We start from the raw sequence: 24,806 nt of genomic DNA on the forward strand, positions 1-24,806 counted from the left end.
TGTGGAAAGAAGGAAAAGCCTGGTCAGGACGCCGAAAAAACTTGTCCGACAGTCGAGTTCCCACAGGGTTCTCCACATGTTGCCCACAGCGGCCGCGGCGTTTCCCGCTCGTTCTCCACAGTTCTCTCCACAGGGTGGTTTGACCCCGGCGGCGGGCGGTCCGTAGTGTGGCGCAGCGCCCCGCGAGGGGAGCGGGGCGGGCGCCGAGCGTCCGCTGTCGGAGGTCGGGCGTAGACCTGTTCCCGGCACTCGCGACAGACGGCTCGACCGTGTCGCCACCCGTTCCGCGAGGCACCCGACAGGAGGAGGCGAAGGCATGACGATCGCGCACCTGGCGGTTCCCGGCTCGGACGGACGAGACGGGCGGGACTCCCGAGGGGACTCCCCGCGCAGCAACGAGCGCACGCCCCCGCACGACCTGCTCGCGGAGCAGTCGGCGCTCGGCGGCATGCTGCTCTCGAAGGACGCCGTCGCCGACGTGGTGGAGAGCGTCAAGGCGACCGACTTCTACATCCCCAAGCACGAGATCGTCTTCGAGGCGATCCTGGCGCTCTACTCGCACGGCGAGCCGACCGACGTCATCGCCGTCACCGACGAGCTGACCAAGCAGGGCGAGCTGCAGCGCGCCGGCGGCGCCGACTACCTGCACTCGCTCACCGCGATGGTGCCGACCGCGGCGAACGCGGGCTACTACGCGTCGATCGTGGCCGAGCGCGCGCTGCTGCGCCGCCTGGTCGAGGCGGGCACCCGCATCGCGCAGATGGGCTACCAGGGCGAGGGCGAGGTGCTCGACCTCGTCAACACGGCGCAGGCCGAGATCTACAACGTCACCGGGTCCGAGACGGCGGAGGACTACGTCCCGCTGACCGACGCGGTGACCGTCGCCATCGACGAGATCGAGGCCGCGGCGCACAAGGACGGCGCCTTCACCGGTGTGCCGACCGGCTTCGCCGACCTGGACGACCTCACCAACGGCTTCCACCCCGGCCAGATGATCATCGTCGCGGCGCGACCGGCGCTGGGCAAGTCGACGCTCGCGCTCGACTTCGCCCGCGCCGCCGCGATCAAGCACAACATGGCGACCATCTTCTTCTCGCTCGAGATGGGGCGCAGCGAGATCGCGATGCGCCTGCTCTCGGCCGAGGCGTCCGTTCCGCTGCAGCACATGCGCAAGGGCACGGTCGACCAGCGCGATTGGACGACCATCGCCTCCACCCGTGGCCGCATCAACGACGCTCCGCTCTACATCGACGACTCGCCGAACCTCACGCTCGTCGAGATCCGCGCGAAGTGCCGGCGGCTCAAGCAGCGCATCGGCCTGAAGATGGTCGTCATCGACTACCTCCAGCTGATGACCTCGGGCAAGAAGGTCGAGAGCCGCCAGCAGGAGGTCTCCGAGTTCTCGCGTGCACTGAAGCTGCTCGCGAAGGAGCTGCAGGTGCCGGTCATCGCGCTGTCGCAGCTGAACCGTGGACCGGAGCAGCGCGCCGACAAGCTGCCCGCCATCTCCGACCTCCGCGAGTCCGGCTCGATCGAGCAGGACGCCGACATGGTGATCCTGCTGCACCGCGAGAGCGCCTACGAGAAGGACAACCCGCGCGCGGGCGAGGCCGATCTCATCGTCGCCAAGCACCGCAACGGTCCGACCCGGACGGTGACCGTGGGCTTCCACGGCCACTTCTCCCGCTTCGCGGACATCCCGGCGGTCTGACGCTCGTGGCTGCACAGGATCCGGTCGAGGAGGTCGCGCTCGACGGGGAGAGCATCCGGCTCGGGCAGTTCCTGAAGTTCGCGGGGATCCTCGACTCCGGGGGCGAGGTGAAGGAGGCCGTCGCGGACGGCTTCGTCAGCGTGAACGGCGAGGTGGACCGGCGGCGGGGGCGGCAGCTGGTGGTCGGCGACGTCGTGGAGTTCGGCGGGCGCCGGTTCCGCGTCGGGGCGTAGGACTCGTCCGGACGTCTCCTCGTCCGGACGTCTCCTCTTCCGGGCGCCGCGGGTGCGTGGCTAGCATCGGGGCGTGCGACGCCGGAGTCGCACTGGTCAGGAGGCTCCGATGGGGTTCGTCAGCTACGGGATGCTCGTGTCGATCGACGGGTTCGTCGCGGCGGCGGACGGCGACATCTCCGGGTTCCCCGCGCCCGGGCCCGCGCTGCACCGGGTCTTCAACGAGGGGCAGCGGGCCGCCGCGCTGTCGGTCTACGGCAGCCGGATGTGGCGGATGATGGCGTACTGGGGCCGCCCCGATCCGGAGTGGGACGAGGTCGCCGAGGACTTCGCGCAGGCGTGGATCGAGACTCCGAAGGTCGTCTTCTCGTCGACGGTGACGGAGGTGCCCGAGGGCGTGACGCTGATCGCCTCCGACGCGGTCGACGCGTTCCGGCGGATCAAGGCCGAGACCGACGGTGCGATCGAGGTGAGCGGGCCGACGCTGGCCGCCTCGCTCGGCGCGGCCGGGCTGATCGACGAGTACCGGCTCTACGTGCAGCCGTTCGTGCTGGGCGGCGGGACGCCGTACTTCGCTGCGGGGTTCCGACCGGAGCTGCGCTTCCTCGGCAGCGAGCCGCTGCCGGAGGGCGCGGTGCTGACGCGCTACGCGCCGCGTTGACGGGCAGCGGCAGCATCTTGCTGCGTCGGACGCCAAGGACTCGACGTTCCGCGCCGGTACCGGTCCGACAGTCCGCGCCGCGTGGGCACCTGGTAAAGTCGAACCAATCGACCCCCTCCCAAGCCTCTCCTTGAAGCTCAAATGGGAGGGGCCTTTTTTATGGGTATCGGGGTACTGCAGTGGCTCTGAAGCCGAGCCTTTCGTGGGCGCAGCAGGTTCAGTTGCTTCGCCAGCGCGACCTCGCCATCGGTGACCCAGCGGCCTGCGAGAGATTCCTAGCGGCGCAGAACTACTACCGGTTCTCCGGCTATGCAAGGTATTTTCAGCGCGCCCCACAGGACGGCGACGACATGTTCGTCCAGGACACCTCCTTCGAAGGGATCCGGAGGATCTACGACGCAGACGAAGAGCTGAGGCAGTCGCTCAGCGCGCAGCTCGCGCACGCCGAGATCCTCCTCCGCAGCCACACCGCTCATGTCATCGCCGATCGACACGGCCCCTACAGGTCGTATCTCTCGGCCGCTTTCTACTCGGATGCTCCCTCTGTGGAGCCGACCGCGGAGGCGTGCCTCCGAGACGTCGAACGCAGTCGGGAGAGGCATATTCTGCGGTTCACAGCGAACACTCGCGAGGTGGGGACTGCACGCTTCGATGCGCTGCCGATCTGGTCCGCAGTCGACGCTTGGTCGTTCGGCACGCTGTCGAAGTGCATCGAACGCGGTGATTCCGGGTCGTTGGCCGGCGCAGTCGCCTCGAGCCTCGGCGTCGCTCAGGCGGGATTCGCGTACCGAGTGCGGGCGCTCGTGTATCTCCGCAACAGGTGTGCTCACCACAGTCGGCTGTGGAACCACTCGATCATCGACGCCGGACCGACGCCGAACAACGTCCGGACGAAGGCGAAGCGTCTGGCCGGGCAGTTCGATCCGAGATCCGTGCTCGACGTCGTCGCGTCGCTTGATGACATCCTCCTTCGAGGTGCAGGCGCCGTAGCCATCCTTCCGTCGCTCTTCGTCGAGCACTCACCACACGAGCCCTTCTGGCGGGGACTCCGCGCGCCGCAGACCACTCACGATCAGCACGACCACATCCCCTGAGGAGACGGGTCGAAGCGCAGCGCCGATGGCCCGTCGGAAGACACGGCGTCTAGCCGAGGGTCGGACGTGCGGTCTCGCCGGCGCGGGGGTCCGCGTCGATCAGCTCTCCGTAGCGCTCGAGCTCGATCTGCTGCAGGGTCTTCCCCCGGGTCTGCGGGGCCCAGATCGCACCGACGGCGAGGGCGATCAGCAGCAGCGCGATCATGACGAGACCGACCACCGGGACGCCGCGGGCGGCGAGCACCGTCGGGAAGTAGGAGCTGAGCATCCCGACAGCGACGCGGGCGGCGAAGAACAGGACCCCCTGCGCGCTCGCGCGGTACGGGGTGGCGAACAGCTCGCTCGCCCACAGGCTGTAGAACGCCTGCGCGCCGATGCCCGCGGAGACTCCCCAGCAGACCGCGAACAGCAGGAGGACCGGGAGCGTGACCTCGGCGAACACGAGCAGGACCCACGCGACGATCCCCAGGGCCGCACCGGCGGTGTAGAGCAGCCTGCGGCTCACCCGGTCTCCGAATCGCATGAAGCCCAGCCAGGTCGCGAGGACGGTGAAGCTCCAGAGCAGCACCTGGAGCAGGTTCTGGGCGACGGGGTCGGCGACTCCCGCCGTGGCGTAGACCCGGGGCATGAAGATCCCCATCTGACCGGCGCACACCCCCCAGAATCCGTAGATCCCGAAGAGGAAGACCAGGGCCCTGACGTTCGTCGGCCTCGAGAGCAGCTCCCGGAGGCCGCGACGCGGTGCGCGGGTCCGCAGTGCGCTGCTGTTCGACTCCTTCCAGAGGACCGACTCGTGGAGTCCCTGGCGGATCCACCAGACGACGAACGCGACAAGGAACAGGTGGACGAAGACGAGTCGACTGCCCAGCAGGCCCAGGGGTGCGAGCACGGTCGCCAGCGTGAAGCCGACGACCGGCCCCATCGACCAGGCCAGCTGCGCCGTGCCGACGTGCTTCGCGCGCCGGCCGGCCGGTGCCTCCTCAGCGATGTACGTCCAGGACGCCGGGACGCCGGCGCCGACCGCGATCCCCGTGAGGACGAAGGCGGCTCCCAGTATCCAGACGTCGAAGGCGAACGCCGCCAGCAGGATCCCGACCATGTAGAGGATCAGGTCGTAGGTGTAGATGAACTTGCGGCCGTAGCGGTCGCAGAGCGGTCCGCCGATCAGAGCGCCGACCGCGGCTCCGAACGCGTTCGCGCTGACGGCCGCGAGCAGGCCGACGGCCGTGTCGTCGATGCCGAACTCCGCCTGCCAGAAACCGAGGCTGGTGGCGATCGCGATGATCGAGCCGGCCTCGATGTAGTTCGACATCGCCACCGAGACGGTGGCCTTCCAGCCGGTGGTGGAGGTCGCTCCGAGACGTGCCATTGGACTGTTCTCCCTTGAACGAGGTGGTCGTGCGGTGTGGATGGACTCCGAGGTCAGAGCCGGACCCGGCGGAAGGCCACGCCGAGGATGTCGGCGGCGGCCTGGAGGTCGCGTGCGCGGTGGCCGATGCACAGCGCCCAGTGGTGGTCGACGCCCGAAGCGCTCCACTCGTCGACCCAGAGCCCCGGATCGCCGCCGAAGTCGACGCGGGACGTGGTGTTGCCGATCCGCAGCAGGGGGCCGGGCACCACGGTGCCCTCGGAGGCGACGAAGACGTACGAGCCGTCGCGCTCCTGACCGAGGCCGAAGACGGTCACCGGGCCGGGGCGGACGTCGAGCTCGACCGAGACGCCCCAGCCGCGCTTGCCGTGGAAGACGCCGAGGCCGCGCAGCAGCGGTTCGCCGGACGAGATCGCGAGGTGCGCGGGTCCGTCGTGGCCCATCTCGACCACGCCGTCGAGGAAGTTCAGGCCCTGGATCTCGGTGAAGGAGCCGCCGGCTCCGAGGCGCTGGGCGATCAGCATCGCGAGCGACGCGCGGAGCTCGTACTCGCCCGCGACCGGGACACCGCGGGCCGTGAGCAGCGATGCGCCCAGGATCATGCCGGCGCCGAGTCGCTCGTGCTGCTCGCCGTTCAGGCCGCGGTGATAGTAGGCGAGCGAGTCGAGCCGGAAGTCCTCGATCAGCCGGTCGAGGCCCACTGAGACCTTCGCGGCCCAGGAGAAGTCCTCCTCGTCGACGGTGTCGTCGACCGTGAAGACGCGCTGTGCCAGCTGCAGGCGCTCCTCCACCTCGGTGTCGGTCACCGCTTCGACACGGACGCGCAGGTCGTCGAACTCGAGGACCTCGACGTGCGAGCCGAAGGTCGTCGAGACCGTGGTGAGGTCGGTCGAGACGTCGAGCATCCCCGGATAGAGGTGCCCCATGAGGCCGTGCCTGCCGTGGCGCAGCGCGGCGCGCACGTGAGCGGCGCCGATCCAGCGGCCGATGCGCTCCCACGCGCTCTCGTCGCGCAGGTGGCCGGAGACGGAGCGGAACGGGATGCCGGCGCGGCGGAACACGTTGCCCATCTCGGGTACGGAGCACTGCCCGCAGTAGGCGAGCCACTCCCCGGTGCCGAAGCTCTCGTGGTCCATCGCCGCCGTGGGCTGGAGGTCGATGATCAGGACGGGAGCGCCGGACCGCTGCGCGATCGGCAGGACCATCGACGCGGTGAGGTAGGTGGTGAGGAAGACCACGAGGAGATCGGGATCAGCCCGGCGCAGCGCCTCCGCCGCCGAGGCCGCGCCGTGGGCGTCGCTGATGAAGCCGGCGTCGGTCACCTCGACGTCGAGCTCCGCCAGGCGGTCGGAGACGTAGCGGGCCGACTCCTGCAGCTGGGGCAGGAGGGCGGGGAACTGGGGCCAGTAGGCCCCCAGCCCGCCGGCGACGAGTCCGACGCGGGTCCGCCGACGGACGGTCTCGGGAAGCAGCTCTGCGACTCGCGCGCGCTCTGCGGACATGGTGCGAACTCCTGTGGTCGACGTGGAACGGACGGGTGGGCGGCGGCCGGGCCTTGCTTCTGCGGGTGCGGAGCGGGCTCTTCGTGGAACGTTTCACCACGGTAGGGGCCCAGTGCTCTGCTGGAGCGACCGTCACCGCCGGGTGGCGCGTTCCGACCACTGCGTGGATGGGAGTCCGCGGAGTGCGGGGCCGACCGGCGGCGGCGCGTGGGAGGCTCGGATCGAGTCATCAGCAGGGGAGCGGGCGTGGAGACGGCGGAGTCCCGCCGGGCACCATCCGCCTCCGAGGAGTCAGGAGCGCGCGCATGCAGGTCGGAACGCACGTCGAGTCGGTTCAAAGGTCGCCTCGCGACGGGACGGAGGGGCTCGCATGAAGGTGGGAGTTCATTTCATGAACTTCACGCTGCCGGGGGGCAGTGCCGGGATCGCGCCGATCCTCGGGGCCACGGCGCGGACGGCGGAGGACGTCGGCTGCGAATGGTTCACGCTGATGGACCACTACTTCCAGATGGAGCAGTTCGCGACGAGCGAGGATCCGATGCTCGAGGGGTACACCTCGCTCGGATTCGTCGCAGGGCGGACGGAGCGGCTGCGGCTGGGGCTGCTCGTGACGGGCGTGACCTACCGGCACCCGGGACTGCTGGCGAAGATCGTGACGACGCTCGACGTGCTGTCGGGCGGGCGGGCGATGCTCGGGATCGGCGCGGCCTGGTACGAGCGGGAGCACCTCGGGCTCGGCGTGCCGTACCCGGCGCTGAAGGAGCGGTTCGAGCGGCTCGAGGAGACGCTGCAGATCTGCAAGCAGATGTGGAGCGAGAACGACGGGCCGTACACGGGGAAGCACTTCCAGCTGGCGGAGACGCTGAACCACCCGGAGCCGATCCAGCGGCCGGGTCCGCCGATCCTGATCGGGGGCAGCGGAGAGAAGAAGACGCTGCGTCTGGTCGCGGAGTACGGCGACGCCTGCAACCTGTTCGCGATCGGCGCGGAGGGGATCGCCCACAAGCTCGACGTGCTGCGTCGCCACTGCGACGACCTCGGGCGCGACTACGACGCGATCACGAAGACGATCATCGGCGGCGGCGACCCGGTCGGCGACCCGGACGGGTTCGTGCGGGCGATGGAGGAGTACGCGGCGCTCGGGATCTCGCTGGTCGAGCTCGCGCCGCAGGGGCCGGACCCGGAGGCGTACGTGGCGCGGCTGGGCGAGGGCGTCGTGGGGCGGCTGGCGGCGATCGGCTGAGGGCGCGGGGTGGGTCTCGATACGCCGCTGCGCGGCTACTCGACCAGCATGAAGGGGCGCCGCGCGGCTGGTCGACCGGCATGAAAGGGGCGCTGCGCGGTCGGTCGACCGGCAGGGAGGGGAGCTGCTCGCACAACATCAGCTGAGAGCACCCGGCCTCCGCTGTCAGCGGAGGGACCCCTGTCTCAGCTGATGTTGTGCGCGTCGGCGGCGGCAGAACGTCAGCCGAGGACGTGCGTCGTCGCCGAGGGGCGCTGAGAGTTACTCCCGGCTGATGTTCTGCGTCCGGATCGGGTGCATGGTCTGCAGGTCCGAACTGTCGGGCACGCCCCATGCTGATCGAGTAGCCCGTGGAGCGGGCGTATCGAGAGCCGGCAGCGCCAGAAGGACGAGTCTGCAGACCTGGCCTTCATTGGACGGTGGGTCTCGATACGCCGCTGCGCGGCTACTCGACCAGCATGAAGGGGCCGCTGCGCAGCTGCTCGACCAGCAGGTCTGCGGGCGACTCTTCCCAGTGGATCCGGTGTCAGGGGGCGGGGGTGCAGCCGCAGGTCTCGCCGAGGACGAGGGTGGTCGGCAGGCGGACGTGGCGGACGGGGGCGTCGGCGAGGGTCTCGTCGAGGAGCTCGAAGGCGATGCGGGCCATCTCGCGGACGGGGACGGCGACGGTGGTGACGCGGACGCCGCCGAGCAGTGCCTCGCGGATGCCGTCGAAGCCGACGATCGCGAGCTCGGCCGGGACGCGGATCCCCTCCTGGGAGGCGGCGCGGAGGAGGGCGAGGGCGTGCTCGTCGGTGGTGGCGAAGACAGCCCGCGGGCGCTCGGTGCGCAGGATCGTGCGGAGGGCGGCCTCGGCCGAGACGCGGTCCATCGGCACGCGGTGCAGGCGGCCTGCGGCGCCTCCCCTCGCCTCTGCCCAGAAGCGGGCGCGGAGGCCCGAGGGGCCGAAGTCGTCGGGGCCGGTGACGCAGTGCACGTCCGCGTGGCCGTGGGAGAGCAGGTGCTCGACCGCGGCTCGCACGCCCTGCTCGTCGTCGAAGACGACGCTCGGCTCGGTGTCGGTGGGAGCCGCGGAGTGCAGGAAGACGCGCGGGGCGGTGTCGGCGGTGCTGGCGGGATCGATGGTGATCAGGAGGATGCCGGCGGTGCGCAGGTCGGCGAAGGTGCGCTCGTAGCCGCGCTCCACCTCCGGGTCGTACTCGGTGTTGCCGAGGAGGGTCAGCAGCGAGCGGCGGCGGGCCTCGTGCTCGATCTCGCGCGCCAGCTCGCCGAAGAAGGCGTTGGAGGAGTCGGGGACGAGCAGGCCGACCAGATTCGAGCGGCCGACGCTGAGCGCCTCGGCGAGGGTGTTGCGGCGGAAGCCGAGCTCGGTGATGGCGGTCTCGACGCGGGCGCGGAGCTCGGGGGAGACGGGGCGCGGGCCGTTGTTGACGACGTAGCTGACGACGGTGGCGGAGGTGCCGGCCGAGCGGGCCACATCGGCGAGGGTGGGGCGCCGGGGGCGGGCTGACATCCGGTCAGCTTATGGGAGGGGGGTGGGGGGATCTCGATACGCCCGCTGCGCGGGCTACTCGATCAGCATGATGTGCGCGTGATGCTCGGTCGGGATGAGGGGCGGGCTGCTCGGTCGGGATGAGGGGGCGGCTGCTCGGTCGGGATGAGGGGTGGGGCGTTCTTGGTGGTCGAGTAGCGCGGAGCGCGTATCGAGACCGGGGGTCTGCAGAGGGGCGGATCTCGATACGCCCGCTGCGCGGGCTACTCGATCAGCATGAAGGGGGCCGCTGGGCGGGTGGTGCGATCGGCAGGGGAGGGGCGCCCGCTGCGCGGGTGCTCAATCGGTGGGGGCGCCCGCAGCGCGGGTGCTCGATGGCGAGGAGCGGGCGGGGCGGCCTGGAATGTTTCACATGGGCGTAATAAACGGGCGGGTGGAGGAAACAGGGCGCGACTATGGTCACGCTAACCGCTTAGAATCGCCGACTCCCCTGGAGCGTCATGCACGCCACCCTCACCCCGTTGCGCCGCGCCGCGCTGCCCGCGACGGCGGCCGACGCGTCCGGTGACTCCCGGGTCGTCCGAGCGCTGACCCGCACCGCGTGGGCGCAGGCCGTGCTCCGCGCGGTCGCCGCGGCCTCCAACCTCTCGTTCGCGCACACCCGGGTCGCCGTGCTCGGGACCGGGCCGCTCGCCGTCGAGCTGGCGACCAGGACCGCCGCGACGGGTGCTCGCGTGATCGTCGTCGGCGACGACCCGATCGCGCTGGTCGAGATCACCCAGCTCGGGCTGACGGTGCAGACGGCGGACTCGGCGGACCTGCGGGATGCGACGATCGCCTTCGCGACGGGCGAGCTCCGCGCGCCGGTCGCCCCGGCGCTGCTCGGCACCGGCGGTCCGCTGCTCCTGGTCGACGCGGGGGAGGAGCGGCCGGCCGTGACCGCGGTCACCGACCCCTCCTCCGGCCGCCCCGGGATCGACCGGATCGCGGACGCCGGGCGCGAGCTCTTCCTACTCGTGGCGCGCGACGTCGCCGACGGCTCGGCCCGCCGCACCCGGGAGCAGCTGTCCGCGCGCTTCGCGGCCGCTGTCGAGGCCGCCCGTGAGCAGGACCCGTCGCCCGACCTGCACGAGCGCGCCGACCGTGCCCTCGCGCTGGAGCTGCTCCGATGACCGCGCCGATCCGGGACCCCTCGCTCTGGCGGCAGGGGCAGGACAAGATCGACTGGGCCGCGCGCTTCATGCCGGTGACCCGCGGGATCGCCGGACAGCTCCGCGAGAGCGGCACCGTGCGGGGCCTGCGGATCGGGCTGGTGCTCGTGCTCGAGCCCAAGACGGCGACGCTCGCGCTCGAGCTGGCGGCGGCCGGCGCCGACGTCAGCGTGATGTGCGGCGCCTCCAACACCCACGACGACACCGCGGCCGCCCTGCAGCACGCGGGGATCGCGGTCTTCGCCCGCTCGGACGCGAGCGCCGCCGACGACCGGGCGTTCGCGCTCGGACTGCTCGACCGGCGCCCGGACATCCTGGTCGACGACGGCTCGTCGGTCACCCGGCTCGCGCACACCGACCGGCCCGCGGTCTTCGAGACCCTGCGCGGCGCGACGGAGGAGACCACGAGCGGCCTGCGCCCGCTCCGGGTGATGGAGCGCGAGGGCGCGCTGCGGATCCCGGTGCTCGCGGTCAACGACGCGCGCTGCAAGACGCTCTTCGACAACCGGCACGGCACCGGGCAGTCGACGCTGCTGACCATGCTCGACCTGCTCGCGACTCCGCTCGACCGCGCGCACGTCGTCGTCGCCGGCTTCGGGCCGGTCGGCCGCGGGGTCGCCCAGCACGCCCGCGCGCTCGGCGCCCGCGTGACGATCGCGGAGGTCGACCCGGTCCGCGCGCTCGAGGCGGTCTTCGCCGGCTACGACGTCGACGCGCTGGAGTCGGCGGCCGGCAGCGCCGACCTGCTGATCTCGGCGACGGGCATCGCGCACACCATCGACGTGGAGCACCTGCTCGCCCTGCCGGAGGGGGCGGCCGTGGCCGTCTCGGGCGGCGTCGCGCAGGAGATCGCGATCGACGCGGCGCTCGCCGCGGGCGCGACCCGGCGGAGCATCGGCCACGCGCTGGAGAGCTTCACGCTGCCCAACGGCCGCTCGATCGTCGTGCTCGACGACGGCGGCTGCATCAACTGCACCGCCGGTGAGGGGAACCCGATCGAGATCATGGACCTGTCCTTCGGCGTCCAGGTGGCCGCCGTCGACCTGCTCGCGCGGGAGGCGGGGAGCCTCGCTCCCGCTGTGCACCTGCTCCCGCCCGAGGTCGACGACCGGGTCGCCCGCGCCAAGCTCGACGCGCTCGGTCTGCGGATCGACGCGCCGAGCAGCGCCCAGCGCGACTTCCTCGGCAGCTGGACCTCGACCGGCCGCCGGGCCGCGCCGCAGCGGGACGGAGCGCGCTCGTGACCGAGCTGCTGCGCCTCGAGGGCGTCGGAGTGACCTACCGCAATGCGGAGCAGCCCTCGCTGGTCGACGCGAGCTTCTCGGTGTCGAGCGGCGAGGTCGTGCTGGTCGCGGGTCCGTCCGGCTGCGGCAAGAGCACGCTGCTGCGGGTGCTGAACGGACTGGTGCCGCGCTCCTACCGCGCCGAGGTGACCGGGCGGATCGAGGTCGAGGGGCGGGACGCGACTCCGCTGGCCCTGCGCGACATCTCGGAGGTCGTCGGCACGCTGCTGCAGGATCCGGGCAAGCAGGTGGTCGGGCACAGCGTGCTCGCCGAGATCGCCTTCGGGCTGGAGAACCGCGGGACGCCTCCCGCCGAGATCCGTGAGCGCGCGCACCGGGTCGCCGAGCGACTCGGGCTGACCGCGCTGCTCTCGACGCCGCCGCACGAGCTCTCCGGCGGGCAGCTGCAGCTCGTCGCCTTCGCGGGGATCCTCGTGCTCGACCCACGGGTCATCGTCATCGACGAGCCGCTGGCCAACCTCGATCCCGACGCGGCGGACGTGCTGCTGCGGGCGGTGCGCGCCTACGTCGACGGCGGCGGGGCTGCCGTGATCGTCGAGCACCGCGTCGACGAGGTGCTCGCGCTCGAGCCGGACCGCGTCGTCTACCTGGAGGAGGGGCGGGTCGTCTACTCGGGCGGTGTCGCCGGCTTCCTCGAGGTCGCGTCGCCGGAGTCGGTGAAGCTGCCGTTCGAGGCGCTGCTCGCCGGCGCCGCGGGGGAGGAGTCGCCCGAGGAGGAGGCGCGTCCGGCCCCGGCCGGTGCCGCCCGCCTGCACTTCGACGGCGCCGAGCTCGGCTACGGCGCGCGGACGATCGTGGCCGCCGTGGACCGCCGCTTCCACGCGGGCGAGCGGGTGGCGATCCTCGGCCGGAACGGCGCCGGCAAGTCGACGCTGATGCGCGCGGCGGTCGGCCTGGTCGCGCCGACCCGCGGCCGCGTCCTGCTCGACGACCGGCCGGTGCACGAGCTGACCGCGGCCGAGCTCGTCTCGACCTGCGGCTACCTCTTCCAGAACCCGGGCCAGGCGCTCTTCAGCGAGACGGTCGAGGCGGAGCTGGCCTTCGGGCCGCGCAATCTCGGGGTGCCGGCGGAGGAGATCCCCGCGATCGCCGACGCCGCGCTGCGCGCCGTGTCGCTCGACGACGTGCCGGGGATCCTGCAGCGGCCGCCGCGCACGCTCTCCTTCGGGCAGCAGCGCCGGCTCGCGGTCGCGCTCGCCCTCACGCTGCGGCCGCGGACGCTGATCCTCGACGAGCCGACGGCGGGGCAGGACGAGCGCTCCTCCCGCCACTTCCTCGACGCGGTCTGGGCGATCGACGGGATCGACAGCGTGTACTTCATCACCCACGACGTCGACATGGCGCTCGCCCGAGCCGACCGCGTGGTGGTCGTCGACGGCGGCGGGATCGTCGCCGACGCCAGCCCCGCCGAGGTCGTGCACGACGCGGCGCTCTGGCACGGCCCGGGCGTCGACCCCGGCCACTCCCGCGCGGTGCTGCGCGAGACCGACTTCGTGCGCGCCGCCCGGCGCCACGGACCCGCGAGCGGCCGCCTCCCGCGCCCGCTCGACCTCGCCCGGCGCCTCCGCCGTGCGCAGCAAGGCCCCGGCAGCACCCCCGACGCCGGACGCACCGCCGATCCCCGCAGCTCCTCTCCCTCCCTCGAAAGGACACACCCGTGACCGCCACCACCTCCACCGCCGCGAAGACCGGCCCCTGGGCCGTCTCCTCCCGCACGATCGTCTTCGGCGCCGTCGGCGCCGCCCTCTACGGCGCGCTCGGCGCCCTGAGCTTCGTGATCCCCGGGACGATGATCTCGATCCGCCCCGCGATCGCGATCATCCCCTTCGTGGGCCTGCGCTTCGGACCGGTCGCCGGCTTCTTCACCGGCGCCGTCGGCAACGCGATCGTCGACCAGATCATGGGCTACGGCTTCCTCACCTACTGGAACTGGAGCATCGCGAACGGCCTCGTCGGCCTGCTCGCCGGACTGATCGGCTACTACGCGAAGGAGCCGCGCACCACCGGCCGCCAGCTCGTCTGGGCCGCCGCCATCGCGGTCGCCGCGGTCGTCGTCGGACTGCTCTTCACCGCCACCGACTTCCTGTTCCTCGGCCAGACCTTCCAGTACTGGTTCTTCGGCTCCTACCTCCTGGCGATCCTCGCCACCGGCATCACCGCGGTGATCCTGGTGCCCGTGCTCGACCGGGTCTGGAAGCCGCTGCAGAACCTCGCCGGACGCTGACGGGCGCCCGGGATGGAGGTCTCGCCTCGATACCTCGGCGGTGACTCCTTCCTCGGCCGCCGGGATCCGCGCGTGCTGATCCTGGTGCCGGTGATGTTCGTCGTCACGGCCAGCCAGGTGCGCGATCTGCGCTGCATGGCGGCGCTTGCCGTGGTCGCCTTCGCGTACTACCTCAGCGCGCGGATCCCGTTCCGCGAGGTCCGCTCGAACTGGGCCGTCGTGGCCGTGTTCGTGCTGGTCTTCGCGGGGATCAACGGGCTCATCGTCGGCGCGACCGGCAGCGGCGAGCCGGAGGCCGGCGCGACGCTGTTCACGGTGCCGGTCGTCGGGCTGGCGATCACGGAGGGGGCGGTGTCGTACGCGGTCAACCTGCTGCTGCGCTTCCTCACGCTGGTCGCGGTCGGGTTCCCGCTCGCGTTCGCCATCCGCCCGGGAGACCTCGCGGTCGCGTTCGCGCGGCTCGGGGTACCGGCGCGCTTCGCCTACGGGATCGACCTGACCTTCAAGTTCCTGCCCAGCGCGGCCTCGAACCTGCAGGAGACGGCCGCGGCCCAGCGGCTGCGCGGCTACGAGCGGACGCAGACCCGCAATCCGATCCGGCGCCTGCGCGAGGTGGCGCCGCTGATGGTGCCGGTCACCATCACCTCGTTCGTGGACGCGGAGGACACGGTGGACGCCCTCGATCTGCGCGGCTTCGGGACGCGCAAGCGCACCTGGCTGCGGGAGATCCGGTACACGCCGGTCGACTGGGCGGTGACGGGCGGCGCGGTGCTGCTGGCGGTCGCGGCGAGCACGGCGAGTCTCTCGGGACTGATGCCGTCGGCGTGGATCCCGTGAGCGGCGCGGTGTCGCTCGGGCGCGAGAGCGCCGGGAGCTCGACCTCGGTGCTCACCGTGCACAGCTCGCCGTGGGTGCTGCCCGTGGCGGGCGAGCCGGTGCGCGACGGGGCGGTCGCCGTGCGCGGCGAGCGGATCGTGGCGGTCGGGGCGCGGGACGAGGTGCTGGAGGGGCTCCGCGACGAGTCGCCCGCAGTGCGGGAGTGGCCGGGCGCGATCGTCCCGGGCCTCGTCAACGCGCACTCGCACCTGCAGTACACCTGCATGTCCGCGGTCGGCCGGGGCCGGTACGCCGGCTTCGAGGACTGGTCGCGCGCCTTCCAGGAGGTCTACGAGCAGCCGCACGACTGGGGCGCCTCGGCGGCCGCCGGGCTCGAGATCGCGGTCTCGACCGGGACGACGGCGATCGCCGACATCGTCACCGACCTCGACGCGCTGCGCGTGCTCGAGGACGGCCGGGTGCACGGGATCGCCTACTGGGAGCTGATGAGCCTCCTCGAGGACGACTGGCGCGGCAGCGGGCGGGCGATCACCGCCGAGCTGGTGCGCACCTCCGGCGTGACGCGGATCGGGCTCTCGCCGCACGCGCCGTACTCGCTGGACACCCCGGTGCTGAGCGACCTGACCGGGCTCTCGCAGGAGCTCGGCGTGCGCCGGCACCTGCACCTGGCCGAGTCGGCCTGGGAGGCGGAGTACACGATGCACGGCCGCGGCGACCTGGCGGAGCAGTGGCGCCGCTGGGGCTACGACGGCTTCCACCTGCTGCGCAACGGCGGCAGCGCGCTGCGGCCGGTGGCGTACGCGGAGACGATCGGGGCGCTCGGCGACGACGTGCACATCGCGCACGGGATCTACGTGGACGCGGACGATCGCGCGACGCTGCGGCGCACCGGCACCTCCGTCGCGCTGTGTCCGCGCTCGAACGCGGTGATCGGGCTCGACGAGGCGCCGGTCGCGGACTACCTGCGCGAGGGGAACGCGATCGCGGTCGGGACGGACTCGCTGTCGTCGACGCCGTCGCTGGACCTGCTCGGGGACGTGGCCGAGCTGTGCCGGATCGCGCGGGCGCAGGGGTACGCGGGGCGGGATCTGCACGCGCGGCTGCTGGCCGCCGCCACGCTCGGCGGCGCGGTGGCGATGGGGGCGGCGGAGTCGTTCGGCACGCTGGTGCCGGGGGCGCTCGCCGACCTCGCGGTCCTGGGCGTGTCGGGCTCTTCTTCCGACGACGTGCTCGCCGCCGTCGTCGAAGCCGGCGAGGGGACCGCCCTCGCCACGATCATCTCCGGGGAGGTCCGATGGCAGGCGCGGAGCTGAGCGGGTTCGTCGACCGGCTGAGCGTCGACGGGCGGGTGCTCGAGCGGGTGCGGCGGCCGGCGCTCGCCGAGTCGCTGGGGCTGGAGCCGCATCCCGAGGGCGGCTGGTACCGGCGGACGTGGGAGTCGCCCGAGCGGCTGACGCTCGTCGGCGCGGACGGCTCGGTGCGGGAGCGGCCGGCGGCGACGCTGATCGTCTTCCTGCTGCCGGCGGGCGAGGCGTCGGCCTGGCACCGGGTGTCGTCGGCGGAGACCTGGATCTGGAACGGGCCCGGCCGGGTGGCGCTGCAGTACGGCGGGCTCGGCGAGGAGCCGGAGGACGGCGAGACGGTCGTACTCGGCTCCGCGTTCGAGGGGCTGCCGGTGCAGGCGCTGGTGCCGGCCGACGTCTGGCAGCGGACGCTGCCGTCGGCGGAGGACGCGGTGGTGAGCTGCCTGGTGTCGCCGGGCTTCGACTTCGCGGACTTCTCGATGCCGGAGTAGCGGCGGGCGGGTCTCGAGAGGCCGCCGGAGGCGGCTACTCGACCAGCACGGAAGGGGGCACTGCGGGGCTGCTCGACCAGCATGGGCGTGCGCATCCGCGGCTGGACTGCTCGACACGTCGGGAGGCATCGATTCCGTCAGCAGTGACGTGAACGCGTCATCGTTGTGCTTCAAGCGCCCGGAATTTCGCTGCGCGAAGTGGGGGCACCACCGTGGTGTGCAGGTACGCCGATGCCGACTGCGGCGGCGGTCGTACCTCGACACCACGGGAGATGCACATATGACGAACGACGACTCCCTCCCACAGACGCCCAGCGGTGAGGGCGCGGTGCACCGGCGGGCGCTCGTCGCCGGAGGGATCTGGACGGTGCCCGTCATCGCCCTGGCGACGGCGGCTCCGGCCGCATCGGCGTCTCCTGCGCCCTGCCCGTCGGTCACCGATCCTGCTCAGTGGCGGCGCTACGACAACGGCTACGGCTATCACGGGGCGTCCGGCATCGAGGAGAAGAACGGCGCCGTCTTCTTCTACCAGCAGGCGGACGATTCGGGCTCCGCCGAGGGGTTCAACCTGGAGGTCTGGTGGGGAGCCAGGCTGCCGGTCGTCGCGGGGACCACCTACACCTTCCTCTACCGGGCCGGTGGCTCGTACGCACAGACCGGCGACGACAGGACTCGCGGTCCGCAGTACGCCCGGCTCGAGATCGACGACGTGCCCATCTCGCCGAACTACAGCACCGACACGAGTCAGTACGGCGACGTGCAGCTGACCAAGGACTTCTCGTTCGTCGACTACTCCACCCGGTGGACGGCGAACACCACGGGATCGGTCCAGCTCATGTGGCACTTCATCGTTCCCGGACGAAAAGGAGTGAGGACCGACGCGAACGACGACATCCGCATCACGCTGCCGATGATCGCCTGCTCGTAGAGGCGCCGAGCAGCCCGTGGGGCGGGCCCCTCCATGCTGATCGAGTAGCCCGTGCAGCGGGCGTATCGAGATCCACCGCGGCCTGGAGGGTGGGTCTCGATACGCCGCGTTCCGCGGCTACTCGACCAGCATGAGGCGCGCGGCCTGCGGCTGATCGACCGGCATGAAGCGCGCGGCCTGCGGCCGGTCGGCGGGGATGGAGCGCGCGTTCCGTGGCTGGTCGACCAGCAGGGGTGCGCGGAGCGGGCGGGTATCGTGAGCCGCATCATGCCCGTCGACTCCGCCCTTGAGGCCTCCGGCTCCGGCAGACGCCTGCAGCGCCGGGTCGCCGAGGGGCTCGGGCGGGAGATCGCGTCGGGGGTCCGGGCGGCGGACTCGCAGATCGTGCCCGAGGAGATCGGCCGCCGGTACGACGTGTCGCGCACGGTGGTGCGCGAGGCCTTCCGTGCTCTCGAGGCCCGCGGGATGATCCGCGCTCGCCCGCGCGCGGGGACGCAGGTCCAGCCGGAGAGCTCGTGGAACCTCCTCGATCCGGATGTGATCCAGTGGCGGGCGGCCGGGCCGGCGAGCGAGACGCAGCTGCAGGAGCTCCTCCTGCTGCGCGAGGCGGTCGAACCGGCCGCGGCCCGGCTCTTCGCGGCGAGCGGCCGGACCGCCCGGCAGCAGGAGCTGTCGGCCGCGGCGGCGGAGCTGGCCCTCGCGGCCGAGGCGCGATCGCTGCCCCGGTTCACGAGCGCGGATCAGAGCTTCCACCGGATCCTGGTCGAGGGGTCGGGCAACGCGGTGCTCGCCCAGCTGCTCGGCACCCTCGCCGCCGCGCTCGACAGCAGATACGGCAGCGGCGTTCCGACCTTCACCGCCGCGACCGATCGTGCGGTCGACCAGCATCGGCGGCTCGCGGAGGCGATCGCCGCCGGGGACGCCGATCTCGCGGAGAGCGCGGCGCGCACGCTCGTCCGCGACACCGCCGAGGAGATCCGGGCGACGGCGAGCAGCCGAGGGACGGCCTGAGCCGAAGCGGTCAGTGGTGCCCTCGGGCGCCGGCGTCGATCACTCCGCGGCTGCGAGGCCCTCGTACGCGCGGCTGGGGATCTGCGTGGCGAGCTTGCCGCCGCTGACGTCGACGAGCGTGCCGGTGATGTAGCTCGCGGCGTCGCTGGAGAGGAAGCAGAGCAGGTCGGCGATGTCGTCGGGCGTTCCCCAGCGGCGCAGGCTCAGCGTGTCGAGGAGCCGCGCCTTCGCCGCCTCCGGCATGTCCGCGAAGCCGTTCATCGCGGTGGGGATCATGCCCGGCGCGTAGGCGTTGACGGTGATGCCCCACGGCCCGAGCTCGCCGGCGAGGACCCGGGTGAACTGCACGACGGCCGCCTTCGAGGCTCCGTAGGCGGCGGCGCCGATGCTCGGGACGATCGCGGCGAACGAGGCGGCGTTGATGATGCGGCCGCGGCCGCGCTCCTTCATCACGGGGATGACGGCCTGCGAGACGAGGAAGGTGCCGCGGACGTTCACGTCGAACGCGGCGTCCCAGCGCGACGGATCGAGGGTCTCGACGGTGCCCTCGACGTTGATGCCGGCGTTGTTCACCAGGACGTCGACGTGGCCGAACCGCTCGACCACCGCGTCGATCGCCGCCCGCACCGACGCCGGGTCCGTGACGTCGCAGACGATCTGCTGCGCGTCGCCCGAGGGGGAGGGGAAGGCCAGGTCGAGGGCGGCGACCCGCGCGCCCTCCGCCAGGAAGCGGTCGACGATCGCGCGGCCGATGCCGCGCCCGCCTCCGGTGACCACGACGACCAGACCGGTGAGATCGATGAGCACGGCAGCCTCCTATTAGTATGATTAATCGATCGTCACCGTAGCATCGAAGGGCTGCCCCATGGACACCGAAGTCGCTCGCAGAGTCGCCTGGATCACGGGAGCCGGCTCCGGGATCGGGGCCGCGTCGGCCGAGCGCCTGGCGGCGTCGGGCTGGACGGTGGCGCTCAGCGGGAGGTCACGCGAGCGCCTCGACGCCGTCGCCGAGCGGATCGGCAGTGCCGGCGGGGACGCCCTCGTCGTCCCCCTCGACGTGAGCGACGGGGAGGCGGTGCCCGCCGCCCGGGACGCGGTGCTGGCAGCGACCGGCCGGATCGACGCGCTGGTCCTGTCGGCCGGGCTCAACTCCCCGCGGCGGACCTGGGGGGACCAGCGGCTGAGCGAGCTCGAGGAGATCGTGCGCACCAACCTGCTGGGGCCGGTGGGCGTCATCGACGCGGCGCTGCCCGAGCTGAGGGCGCACGCCGGCGCGGTCGTGCTGGTCTCCTCGTACTCGGCCTGGGCGTTCGCCCCTATCGCGGGGGTCGGCTACAGCGCGAGCAAGAAGGCGCTGGCCGAGATCGCCCGCACGCTGAACGCGCAGGAGGCCGCCTCCGGGATCCGCGCCTGCCACCTCTGCCCCGGCGACGTCGCGACGGACTTCCTCCGCCACCGGCCGCAGGTCCCGGATGATGAGGCCCGCGCCCGGATGCTCGCGCCGGACGACGTGGCCCGCGCGGTCGAGTTCGTCCTCGACTCGCCGGCCCACGTCCGCATCGACGAGCTCGTGATCTCGCCGGTGTCGCAGCGCTGACGGGCTCCGTGCCTTCGTCGGCGACCGCTGGACGGTCGCGTTCGTGCCGGGCTGTGCCCGCGCGTCCGCGGACGGCCGACCCTGCTACTTCGGAGTCGGCTGCGTCTTCGGCTGGGCGGGAGACGCAGCCGACTTCCCGACGGAAGCACTGCTGCGGGTGACGTACCGGCCAGTGGTCGGGCTGATCCGCGCGCCGCTGACTCGGAAGCCGCCGTTGCCGAGGCTCTGGAACGAGTTGCTGCTGCTGTTCGTCATCGCTGTCTCCTTGTCCTTCGTTGATCGTAGTTGCGCGAGGCGGCTCACACGAGGGAGTCGCTCAGCCGTTCGCTCCACGCGTTCGCGATGTCGAGCACCTGGTCGAACCACATCGCCTTCGACGTGGAGAACGCCTCCGCGGTGCCGGGAAGGCCGACGCTCAGCACCGCGGTCGCGATGTCCGGCAGACCCGCGAAGGACACCCTGATCGGAAGGGCGAGCACCGTGCCCCAGCGATTCGTTCCGGCCGGGTCGAGATTCTGGAACACGATGCTCTCCGCACCGAGGGTCCGGCCGGCGACCCAGGCGCTGTCGTGTCCGCTCGGCACGAGGCGGATGTCGGACGTTGCTCGATAGGTCCGGTCCTGGGAGGCGTACCGTCCGACGCTGCCCGCTCCGTCCGCGAGCCACAGGCTGACGCCGAGCTGCTCGACGTCGAAGGCGTCGCGCAGCGTCCGCGCGTCGTCGTCCAGTGCGTCGGAGTACTCCGGCTGGCGGACGTCGAAGCCGTCGACGTGGAGATCCCAGAGCGCGGTCGCCCGCTGCTGCGGCGAGCGGTACCGAGGTCGATGCAGATGACGGAGCTCGCGGATGATCTGCGCGGCATCGGTGAAGTCCTCGAGAAGGATCGGCTGCAGTCCGGCAGCTCTCCACTGCCCGGCGAGGGCGCTCTTGATCTCGTCGAATCGCTCTCTCGAGACGCCGAAGGCCTGGCGCGCGAGAAGCACCAGCGCCGCGTTGCCGTCAGGCGAGTCGGCAAGAGCGACGTGGAGCCAGCGCCGGACGTCCGGATCTCGGTAGGACGTTCCGGCGATGACGATGGCGCCGTCCTGCGCTGCCTTCTTGAGCAAGCGCTGCTGCCAGCAGTCCTGGTCGCCGAGCAGCTCGTTGTAGTCGGACAGGGTCAGGACGACGCCCTCGCTCCGCGAAGGGGAGGCGATTCCGTGCAGGTGGTGCACGACGTACGCGGTCGAGGACTCGTCGTCGTCGACGCGACCCTCCGCGGTTCCTTCGATGTCGATGGCGTCCTCGAGGAGGACGTCGAAGTTCAACGTCGCCACCGTGGTCTCGTCGGTTCTCCCGTCGAGGGCGTGGCCGGCAGCCGCGAGATGCAGCGACGAGGGCGACAGATCCTGCAGCCCTTGGTAGAGCGCGGCCCTGACGCGCTGGTCCCACCGGTCCAGAGTGCTCTTCGCGGCTTCGGCGACGAGGAGTGGGTCCTGCCGCTGCACGAGCTCCTGCGCGGCGGACTCCGAGGAGACGGCCCCGCTCTTCAGGAGGAGCCGAACGGCGAGCTCGTCCCACCCGGGCAGCCCCGATGACGTCGACGCACCGGCACCGAGCAGCAGGGTGACATGCCGATCGACGCCGGAGTCTCGGAACGGAGCCAGGACATCCGCGTTCAGGTCGGGGGCGCTCACCAGCGCATGATGCCATGCGGGTCAGCTGCGCCCGGCAGCCAGGCGCGACACGTTCTGATCGGTCGGGGGGGCGGGTCTCGATACGACCCTGCGGGGCTACTCGACCAGCATGAACAGACCCGCTCGACCAGCATGAACAAGCCCGCTCGACCAGCAAGGACGGGGCTGCTCGACCTGCAGGAAGAGGCCTGCCCGACCGGATGCGTGCTGGTCGAGCAGCCGCGGGACGCGGCGTATCGAGACCCGGCGTCAGCCGGAGGACTCGCGGGGGACGAGGCGCACGGGCATCGAGCGGACGCCGGGCGTCGCGCGGCCGTGGATGGCGTGGGAGAGCTCCTCGGCGGCGGCGCGGCCGAGGGCCTCGAGCTGCATGTCGATGCTGGTGAGCGGGGGGCGGGCGGCCTCGACGAGGAGGTCCCAGTTGTCGAAGCCGACGACGGCGACGTCGCGCGGCACCGGGTGGCCGCTCTCGCGCAGGTGGTCGAGGGCGCCGCGGGCGATCTGATCGCTCGCGCAGATGATCGCGTCGAGATCGGGGTGCGCGGCGAGCAGCGACTCGGCGCACTGCCGGCCCCAGCTCTCCGACCACTGGCCGTAGAGCACGTCGCCGCCGACCAGCGGGAGGCCCGCCTCCGTCAGCGCGCGCTCGACGCCGCGGGCGCGGTCGTGCGCGGCGGTGTAGCTGGGCTCGCCGTTGATCAGCGCGATGCGCGTGCGACCGCGCTCGATCAGGTGGCGGGCCGCGAGCACGCCGGCGAGCGTGTTGTCGGGCGTGAACGAGGAGTCGCGCTCGTCCTCGGAGGGCGCGTAGGCGTAGACGACCGGGACGGGGATCGTCGGGGTGATCGACGGGCGCGGGTTGGTCGTCCGGCCGAGCACGACGATCCCGTCGACGCGCTTGGCCAGCAGGTTCTTGATGTGGTGCTGCTCGCGGATCGAGTCGCCGCGGGCGTCGCAGAGGAACACCGAGGTGGAGCCGGCGCCGAACGCGTCCTCGGCGCCGAGCAGCACGGGCAGCACGAAGCGGTTGTCGAGGTCGTTGGTGAGCATCCCGATCGTGCCGGTGCGGCGCGAGTTGAGGGCCTGCGCGAACGGGTTCGGCGTGAAGGAGAGGGCGGCGGCGGCGTCGAGCACCTTCTGGCGGGTCTCGGCACGGACCTGGTCGCGGCCGTTCAGCGCCTTCGACGCGGTGGCGATCGAGACGCCGGCCTCGCGGGCGACGTCGGTCAGCGTGATGGTGCCCGTGGGCTTGCGCGGCGCGATGACGTCCTCCTTCCGCGGGACGCCGGTGCGCCCTGGACGATCCTCGCACAGGATCCCTCGAACCGAAAACACCGAAAATGCGACAACTCTTGACTCGACCTTCCCGCCGTGTCTACTTTGAACCCGCAGAAAGTAGTTTCGGTCCGGCGCTCGCCGAGACCGGCCAGCACCACCCGTCAACGACGAAGGGAACATCCGCGATGAAGAGGAAGCACACTCGGGGCCTCGCCGCCGCCGTCCTGCTCGGGACCGCAGCCGCAGCACTGACCGGCTGCGCGGGAGGCTCGGGAGGCGACTCCTCCGCCGCCGGCGGCACCTACACCTTCTGGGACCCGTACCCCCAGTTCGACGAGTCGTCCGACTGGGCGAAGCTCATCGACTCCTGCGGCGCCGAGGCCGGCGTCACCGTCGAGCGCACCGGCTACGACACCACCGACCTGACCAACAAGGCGCTCCTCGCCGGGCAGCAGGGCAGCTCGCCGGACATCCTGCTCGTCGACAACCCGGTCGTCTCCACGCTCGCCGAGTCGGGCATCCTGACCACCACCGCCGAGAACGGCCTCGAGACCGGCGACATCGACGCCAACATCCTGGCCGCGGGCGAGGTCGGCGGCGACACCTTCGGCGTCCCGATCGGCGCGAACACGCTGGCGCTGTACTACAACAAGACCGTGCTGGCCACGGCCGGCGTCGACGTCTCCTCGATCACCGACTGGGCCAGCCTCACCGCCGCGCTCGAGAAGGTCACCGCCTCGGGCGGCAAGGGCATCACGTTCTCGGGCATCGGCACCGAGGAGGGCACCTTCCAGTTCCTGCCCTGGTTCTGGGGCTCCGGTGCCGAGCTGACCGAGCTCGACTCGGACGCCGCCGTGGACGCGGTCTCGCTCTGGACCGACTGGCTGGAGAAGGGCTACGCGCCCAACTCCGTGATCGGCAACACCCAGACCACCAGCTGGCAGGAGTTCGAGACCGGCGAGTACGCCTTCGGCGAGAACGGCACCTGGCAGCTCGCGAACGCCAAGGCCTCCGGCATCGACTACGGCATCCTCACCATCCCCGCGAAGGACGGCGGCTCGGCCCCCGCGCCGACCGGCGGCGAGTTCCTCACCCTGCCCGTGCAGAAGGACGAGGCGCGCTACGAGACGTCGACCGCGATCGCCGAGTGCCTCACCTCGACGGACAACCTGGTGACGACCGACGACACGCTGTCGTACATCGCCCCGACGGCCGCGGCGCAGGAGGCGCAGGTCGCCGGGAACGCCGACCTCGCGCCGTGGGTCGAGGCCGTCCAGGCCGCGAAGGGCCGCACCTCGGACGACCTCGGGACGAAGTACCCGAAGATCTCCGAGCAGCTCTGGTCCGCGGTGCAGACCGCGCTGAGCGGCTCGCAGTCGCCGTCCGACGCGCTGAAGGCGGCGCAGTCGGCGGCCGAGTCCGCGACGCAGTGATGAGCGGTGTGGTCGGCATGACGCGGCCGGCGGGGCGGGTCTCGATACGCCGCTTGCAGCGGCTACTCGACCAGCATGCGGGGGACGACCGCCGGGCTGGGGCGGCTCTTGCTGATCGAGTAGGCCGCGCAGCGGGCGTATCGAGATCCGCCCGCATCAGAAGGGTGGTCTGCAGAACCGAGGTTCTTGCGGTGGTGGGTCTCGATA

Annotated in this window: 23 protein-coding genes; 16 read left to right on the forward strand and 7 right to left on the reverse strand. The window is 71.8% G+C overall.

Going from position 1 to position 24,806, the window contains the following annotated elements:
• Positions 1-316 precede the first annotated feature (316 nt).
• From dnaB to EDF45_RS11185, 4 genes are all read left to right on the forward strand, one after another.
• Complete coding sequence (gene dnaB, locus EDF45_RS11170) at positions 317-1,711, forward strand: replicative DNA helicase (RefSeq protein WP_123447283.1); 1,395 nt, start codon at positions 317-319, stop codon at positions 1,709-1,711.
• A 5-nt stretch (positions 1,712-1,716) separates the two neighbouring features.
• Positions 1,717-1,944: an RNA-binding S4 domain-containing protein gene (locus EDF45_RS11175; RefSeq protein ID WP_123736137.1), complete on the forward strand. Its 228-nt coding sequence runs from the start codon at positions 1,717-1,719 to the stop codon at positions 1,942-1,944.
• Between the two features lie 109 nt (positions 1,945-2,053).
• A complete protein-coding gene (locus EDF45_RS11180) occupies positions 2,054-2,605 on the forward strand; it encodes a dihydrofolate reductase family protein (RefSeq protein ID WP_123736136.1) in 552 nt (183 codons plus the stop codon).
• A 179-nt stretch (positions 2,606-2,784) separates the two neighbouring features.
• The gene (locus EDF45_RS11185) at positions 2,785-3,699 is read left to right on the forward strand and encodes an Abi family protein (protein ID WP_260312167.1); all 915 of its coding nucleotides are present in this window, start codon (positions 2,785-2,787) and stop codon (positions 3,697-3,699) included.
• Between the two features lie 49 nt (positions 3,700-3,748).
• On the opposite strand, the gene EDF45_RS11190 is transcribed toward EDF45_RS11185, so the two are convergent.
• Positions 3,749-5,068 (reverse strand): MFS transporter, encoded by a 1,320-nt coding sequence (locus EDF45_RS11190; RefSeq protein ID WP_123736135.1) that lies wholly within the window; start codon positions 5,066-5,068, stop codon positions 3,749-3,751.
• A gap of 53 nt (positions 5,069-5,121) precedes the next feature.
• Positions 5,122-6,570, reverse strand: a complete 1,449-nt coding sequence (locus EDF45_RS11195) for an L-fucose/L-arabinose isomerase family protein (RefSeq protein ID WP_123736134.1) — start codon at positions 6,568-6,570, stop codon at positions 5,122-5,124.
• 370 nt (positions 6,571-6,940) lie between these two features.
• Here EDF45_RS11195 and EDF45_RS11200 point away from each other — a divergent pair, with 370 nt between their 5' ends.
• Positions 6,941-7,813: an LLM class F420-dependent oxidoreductase gene (locus tag EDF45_RS11200; protein WP_123736133.1), complete on the forward strand. Its 873-nt coding sequence runs from the start codon at positions 6,941-6,943 to the stop codon at positions 7,811-7,813.
• Between the two features lie 526 nt (positions 7,814-8,339).
• On the opposite strand, the gene EDF45_RS11205 is transcribed toward EDF45_RS11200, so the two are convergent.
• Complete coding sequence (locus tag EDF45_RS11205; protein ID WP_123736132.1) at positions 8,340-9,326, reverse strand: LacI family DNA-binding transcriptional regulator; 987 nt, start codon at positions 9,324-9,326, stop codon at positions 8,340-8,342.
• A gap of 479 nt (positions 9,327-9,805) precedes the next feature.
• On the opposite strand from EDF45_RS11205, the gene EDF45_RS11210 reads away from it, so the two are divergent.
• The 9 genes from EDF45_RS11210 (at position 9,806) to EDF45_RS11250 (ending at position 18,615) form a co-directional block, all read left to right on the forward strand.
• On the forward strand, positions 9,806-10,477 hold the full coding sequence (locus EDF45_RS11210) for a hypothetical protein (protein WP_123736131.1): 672 nt from the start codon (positions 9,806-9,808) through the stop codon (positions 10,475-10,477).
• The gene (locus EDF45_RS11215) at positions 10,474-11,760 is read left to right on the forward strand and encodes an adenosylhomocysteinase (RefSeq protein ID WP_123736130.1); all 1,287 of its coding nucleotides are present in this window, start codon (positions 10,474-10,476) and stop codon (positions 11,758-11,760) included. The genes EDF45_RS11210 and EDF45_RS11215 overlap by 4 nt, the downstream gene beginning before the upstream one ends.
• The gene (locus tag EDF45_RS11220) at positions 11,757-13,481 is read left to right on the forward strand and encodes an ABC transporter ATP-binding protein (protein ID WP_123736129.1); all 1,725 of its coding nucleotides are present in this window, start codon (positions 11,757-11,759) and stop codon (positions 13,479-13,481) included. The genes EDF45_RS11215 and EDF45_RS11220 overlap by 4 nt, the downstream gene beginning before the upstream one ends.
• Entirely contained in the window at positions 13,478-14,044 is a 567-nt protein-coding gene (locus EDF45_RS11225; protein WP_123447291.1) for an ECF transporter S component, read from the forward strand. Before EDF45_RS11220 ends, EDF45_RS11225 begins: the two co-directional genes overlap by 4 nt.
• Positions 14,045-14,056: 12 nt before the next feature.
• Positions 14,057-14,881 (forward strand): energy-coupling factor transporter transmembrane protein EcfT, encoded by an 825-nt coding sequence (locus tag EDF45_RS11230; protein WP_123736127.1) that lies wholly within the window; start codon positions 14,057-14,059, stop codon positions 14,879-14,881.
• Positions 14,869-16,194 carry an amidohydrolase family protein gene (locus EDF45_RS11235; RefSeq protein ID WP_311316339.1) on the forward strand — a complete coding sequence of 442 codons (1,326 nt, stop codon included), beginning with the start codon at positions 14,869-14,871 and terminating at the stop codon, positions 16,192-16,194. The genes EDF45_RS11230 and EDF45_RS11235 overlap by 13 nt, the downstream gene beginning before the upstream one ends.
• On the forward strand, positions 16,176-16,676 hold the full coding sequence (locus EDF45_RS11240) for a cupin domain-containing protein (protein ID WP_123736126.1): 501 nt from the start codon (positions 16,176-16,178) through the stop codon (positions 16,674-16,676). Before EDF45_RS11235 ends, EDF45_RS11240 begins: the two co-directional genes overlap by 19 nt.
• 280 nt (positions 16,677-16,956) lie before the next feature.
• Positions 16,957-17,604 carry a hypothetical protein gene (locus EDF45_RS11245; protein WP_123736125.1) on the forward strand — a complete coding sequence of 216 codons (648 nt, stop codon included), beginning with the start codon at positions 16,957-16,959 and terminating at the stop codon, positions 17,602-17,604.
• 255 nt (positions 17,605-17,859) lie between these two features.
• Positions 17,860-18,615 (forward strand): FadR/GntR family transcriptional regulator, encoded by a 756-nt coding sequence (locus tag EDF45_RS11250; protein WP_123736124.1) that lies wholly within the window; start codon positions 17,860-17,862, stop codon positions 18,613-18,615.
• Between the two features lie 39 nt (positions 18,616-18,654).
• Here the strand turns inward: EDF45_RS11250 and EDF45_RS11255 are convergent, their stop codons facing one another.
• Positions 18,655-19,422: an SDR family NAD(P)-dependent oxidoreductase gene (locus tag EDF45_RS11255; protein WP_123736123.1), complete on the reverse strand. Its 768-nt coding sequence runs from the start codon at positions 19,420-19,422 to the stop codon at positions 18,655-18,657.
• Positions 19,423-19,480: 58 nt separating this feature from the next.
• Between EDF45_RS11255 and EDF45_RS11260 the strand changes: the two genes are divergently transcribed.
• Positions 19,481-20,212, forward strand: a complete 732-nt coding sequence (locus tag EDF45_RS11260; protein WP_123736122.1) for an SDR family oxidoreductase — start codon at positions 19,481-19,483, stop codon at positions 20,210-20,212.
• An 84-nt stretch (positions 20,213-20,296) separates the two neighbouring features.
• On the opposite strand, the gene EDF45_RS21245 is transcribed toward EDF45_RS11260, so the two are convergent.
• From EDF45_RS21245 to EDF45_RS11270, 3 genes are all read right to left on the reverse strand, one after another.
• Positions 20,297-20,467 carry a hypothetical protein gene (locus tag EDF45_RS21245; protein ID WP_159423922.1) on the reverse strand — a complete coding sequence of 57 codons (171 nt, stop codon included), beginning with the start codon at positions 20,465-20,467 and terminating at the stop codon, positions 20,297-20,299.
• A gap of 44 nt (positions 20,468-20,511) precedes the next feature.
• Positions 20,512-21,888 (reverse strand): SIR2 family protein, encoded by a 1,377-nt coding sequence (locus tag EDF45_RS11265; RefSeq protein ID WP_123736121.1) that lies wholly within the window; start codon positions 21,886-21,888, stop codon positions 20,512-20,514.
• A gap of 249 nt (positions 21,889-22,137) precedes the next feature.
• Entirely contained in the window at positions 22,138-23,223 is a 1,086-nt protein-coding gene (locus EDF45_RS11270; RefSeq protein WP_308197779.1) for a LacI family DNA-binding transcriptional regulator, read from the reverse strand.
• Positions 23,224-23,351: 128 nt separating this feature from the next.
• Here EDF45_RS11270 and EDF45_RS11275 point away from each other — a divergent pair, with 128 nt between their 5' ends.
• Complete coding sequence (locus EDF45_RS11275) at positions 23,352-24,599, forward strand: extracellular solute-binding protein (RefSeq protein ID WP_123736119.1); 1,248 nt, start codon at positions 23,352-23,354, stop codon at positions 24,597-24,599.
• Positions 24,600-24,806 lie beyond the last annotated feature (207 nt).

It is taken from the genome of Rathayibacter sp. PhB186 (assembly GCF_003751825.1).
In the GTDB taxonomy this organism is placed as follows: domain Bacteria; phylum Actinomycetota; class Actinomycetes; order Actinomycetales; family Microbacteriaceae; genus Rathayibacter; species Rathayibacter festucae.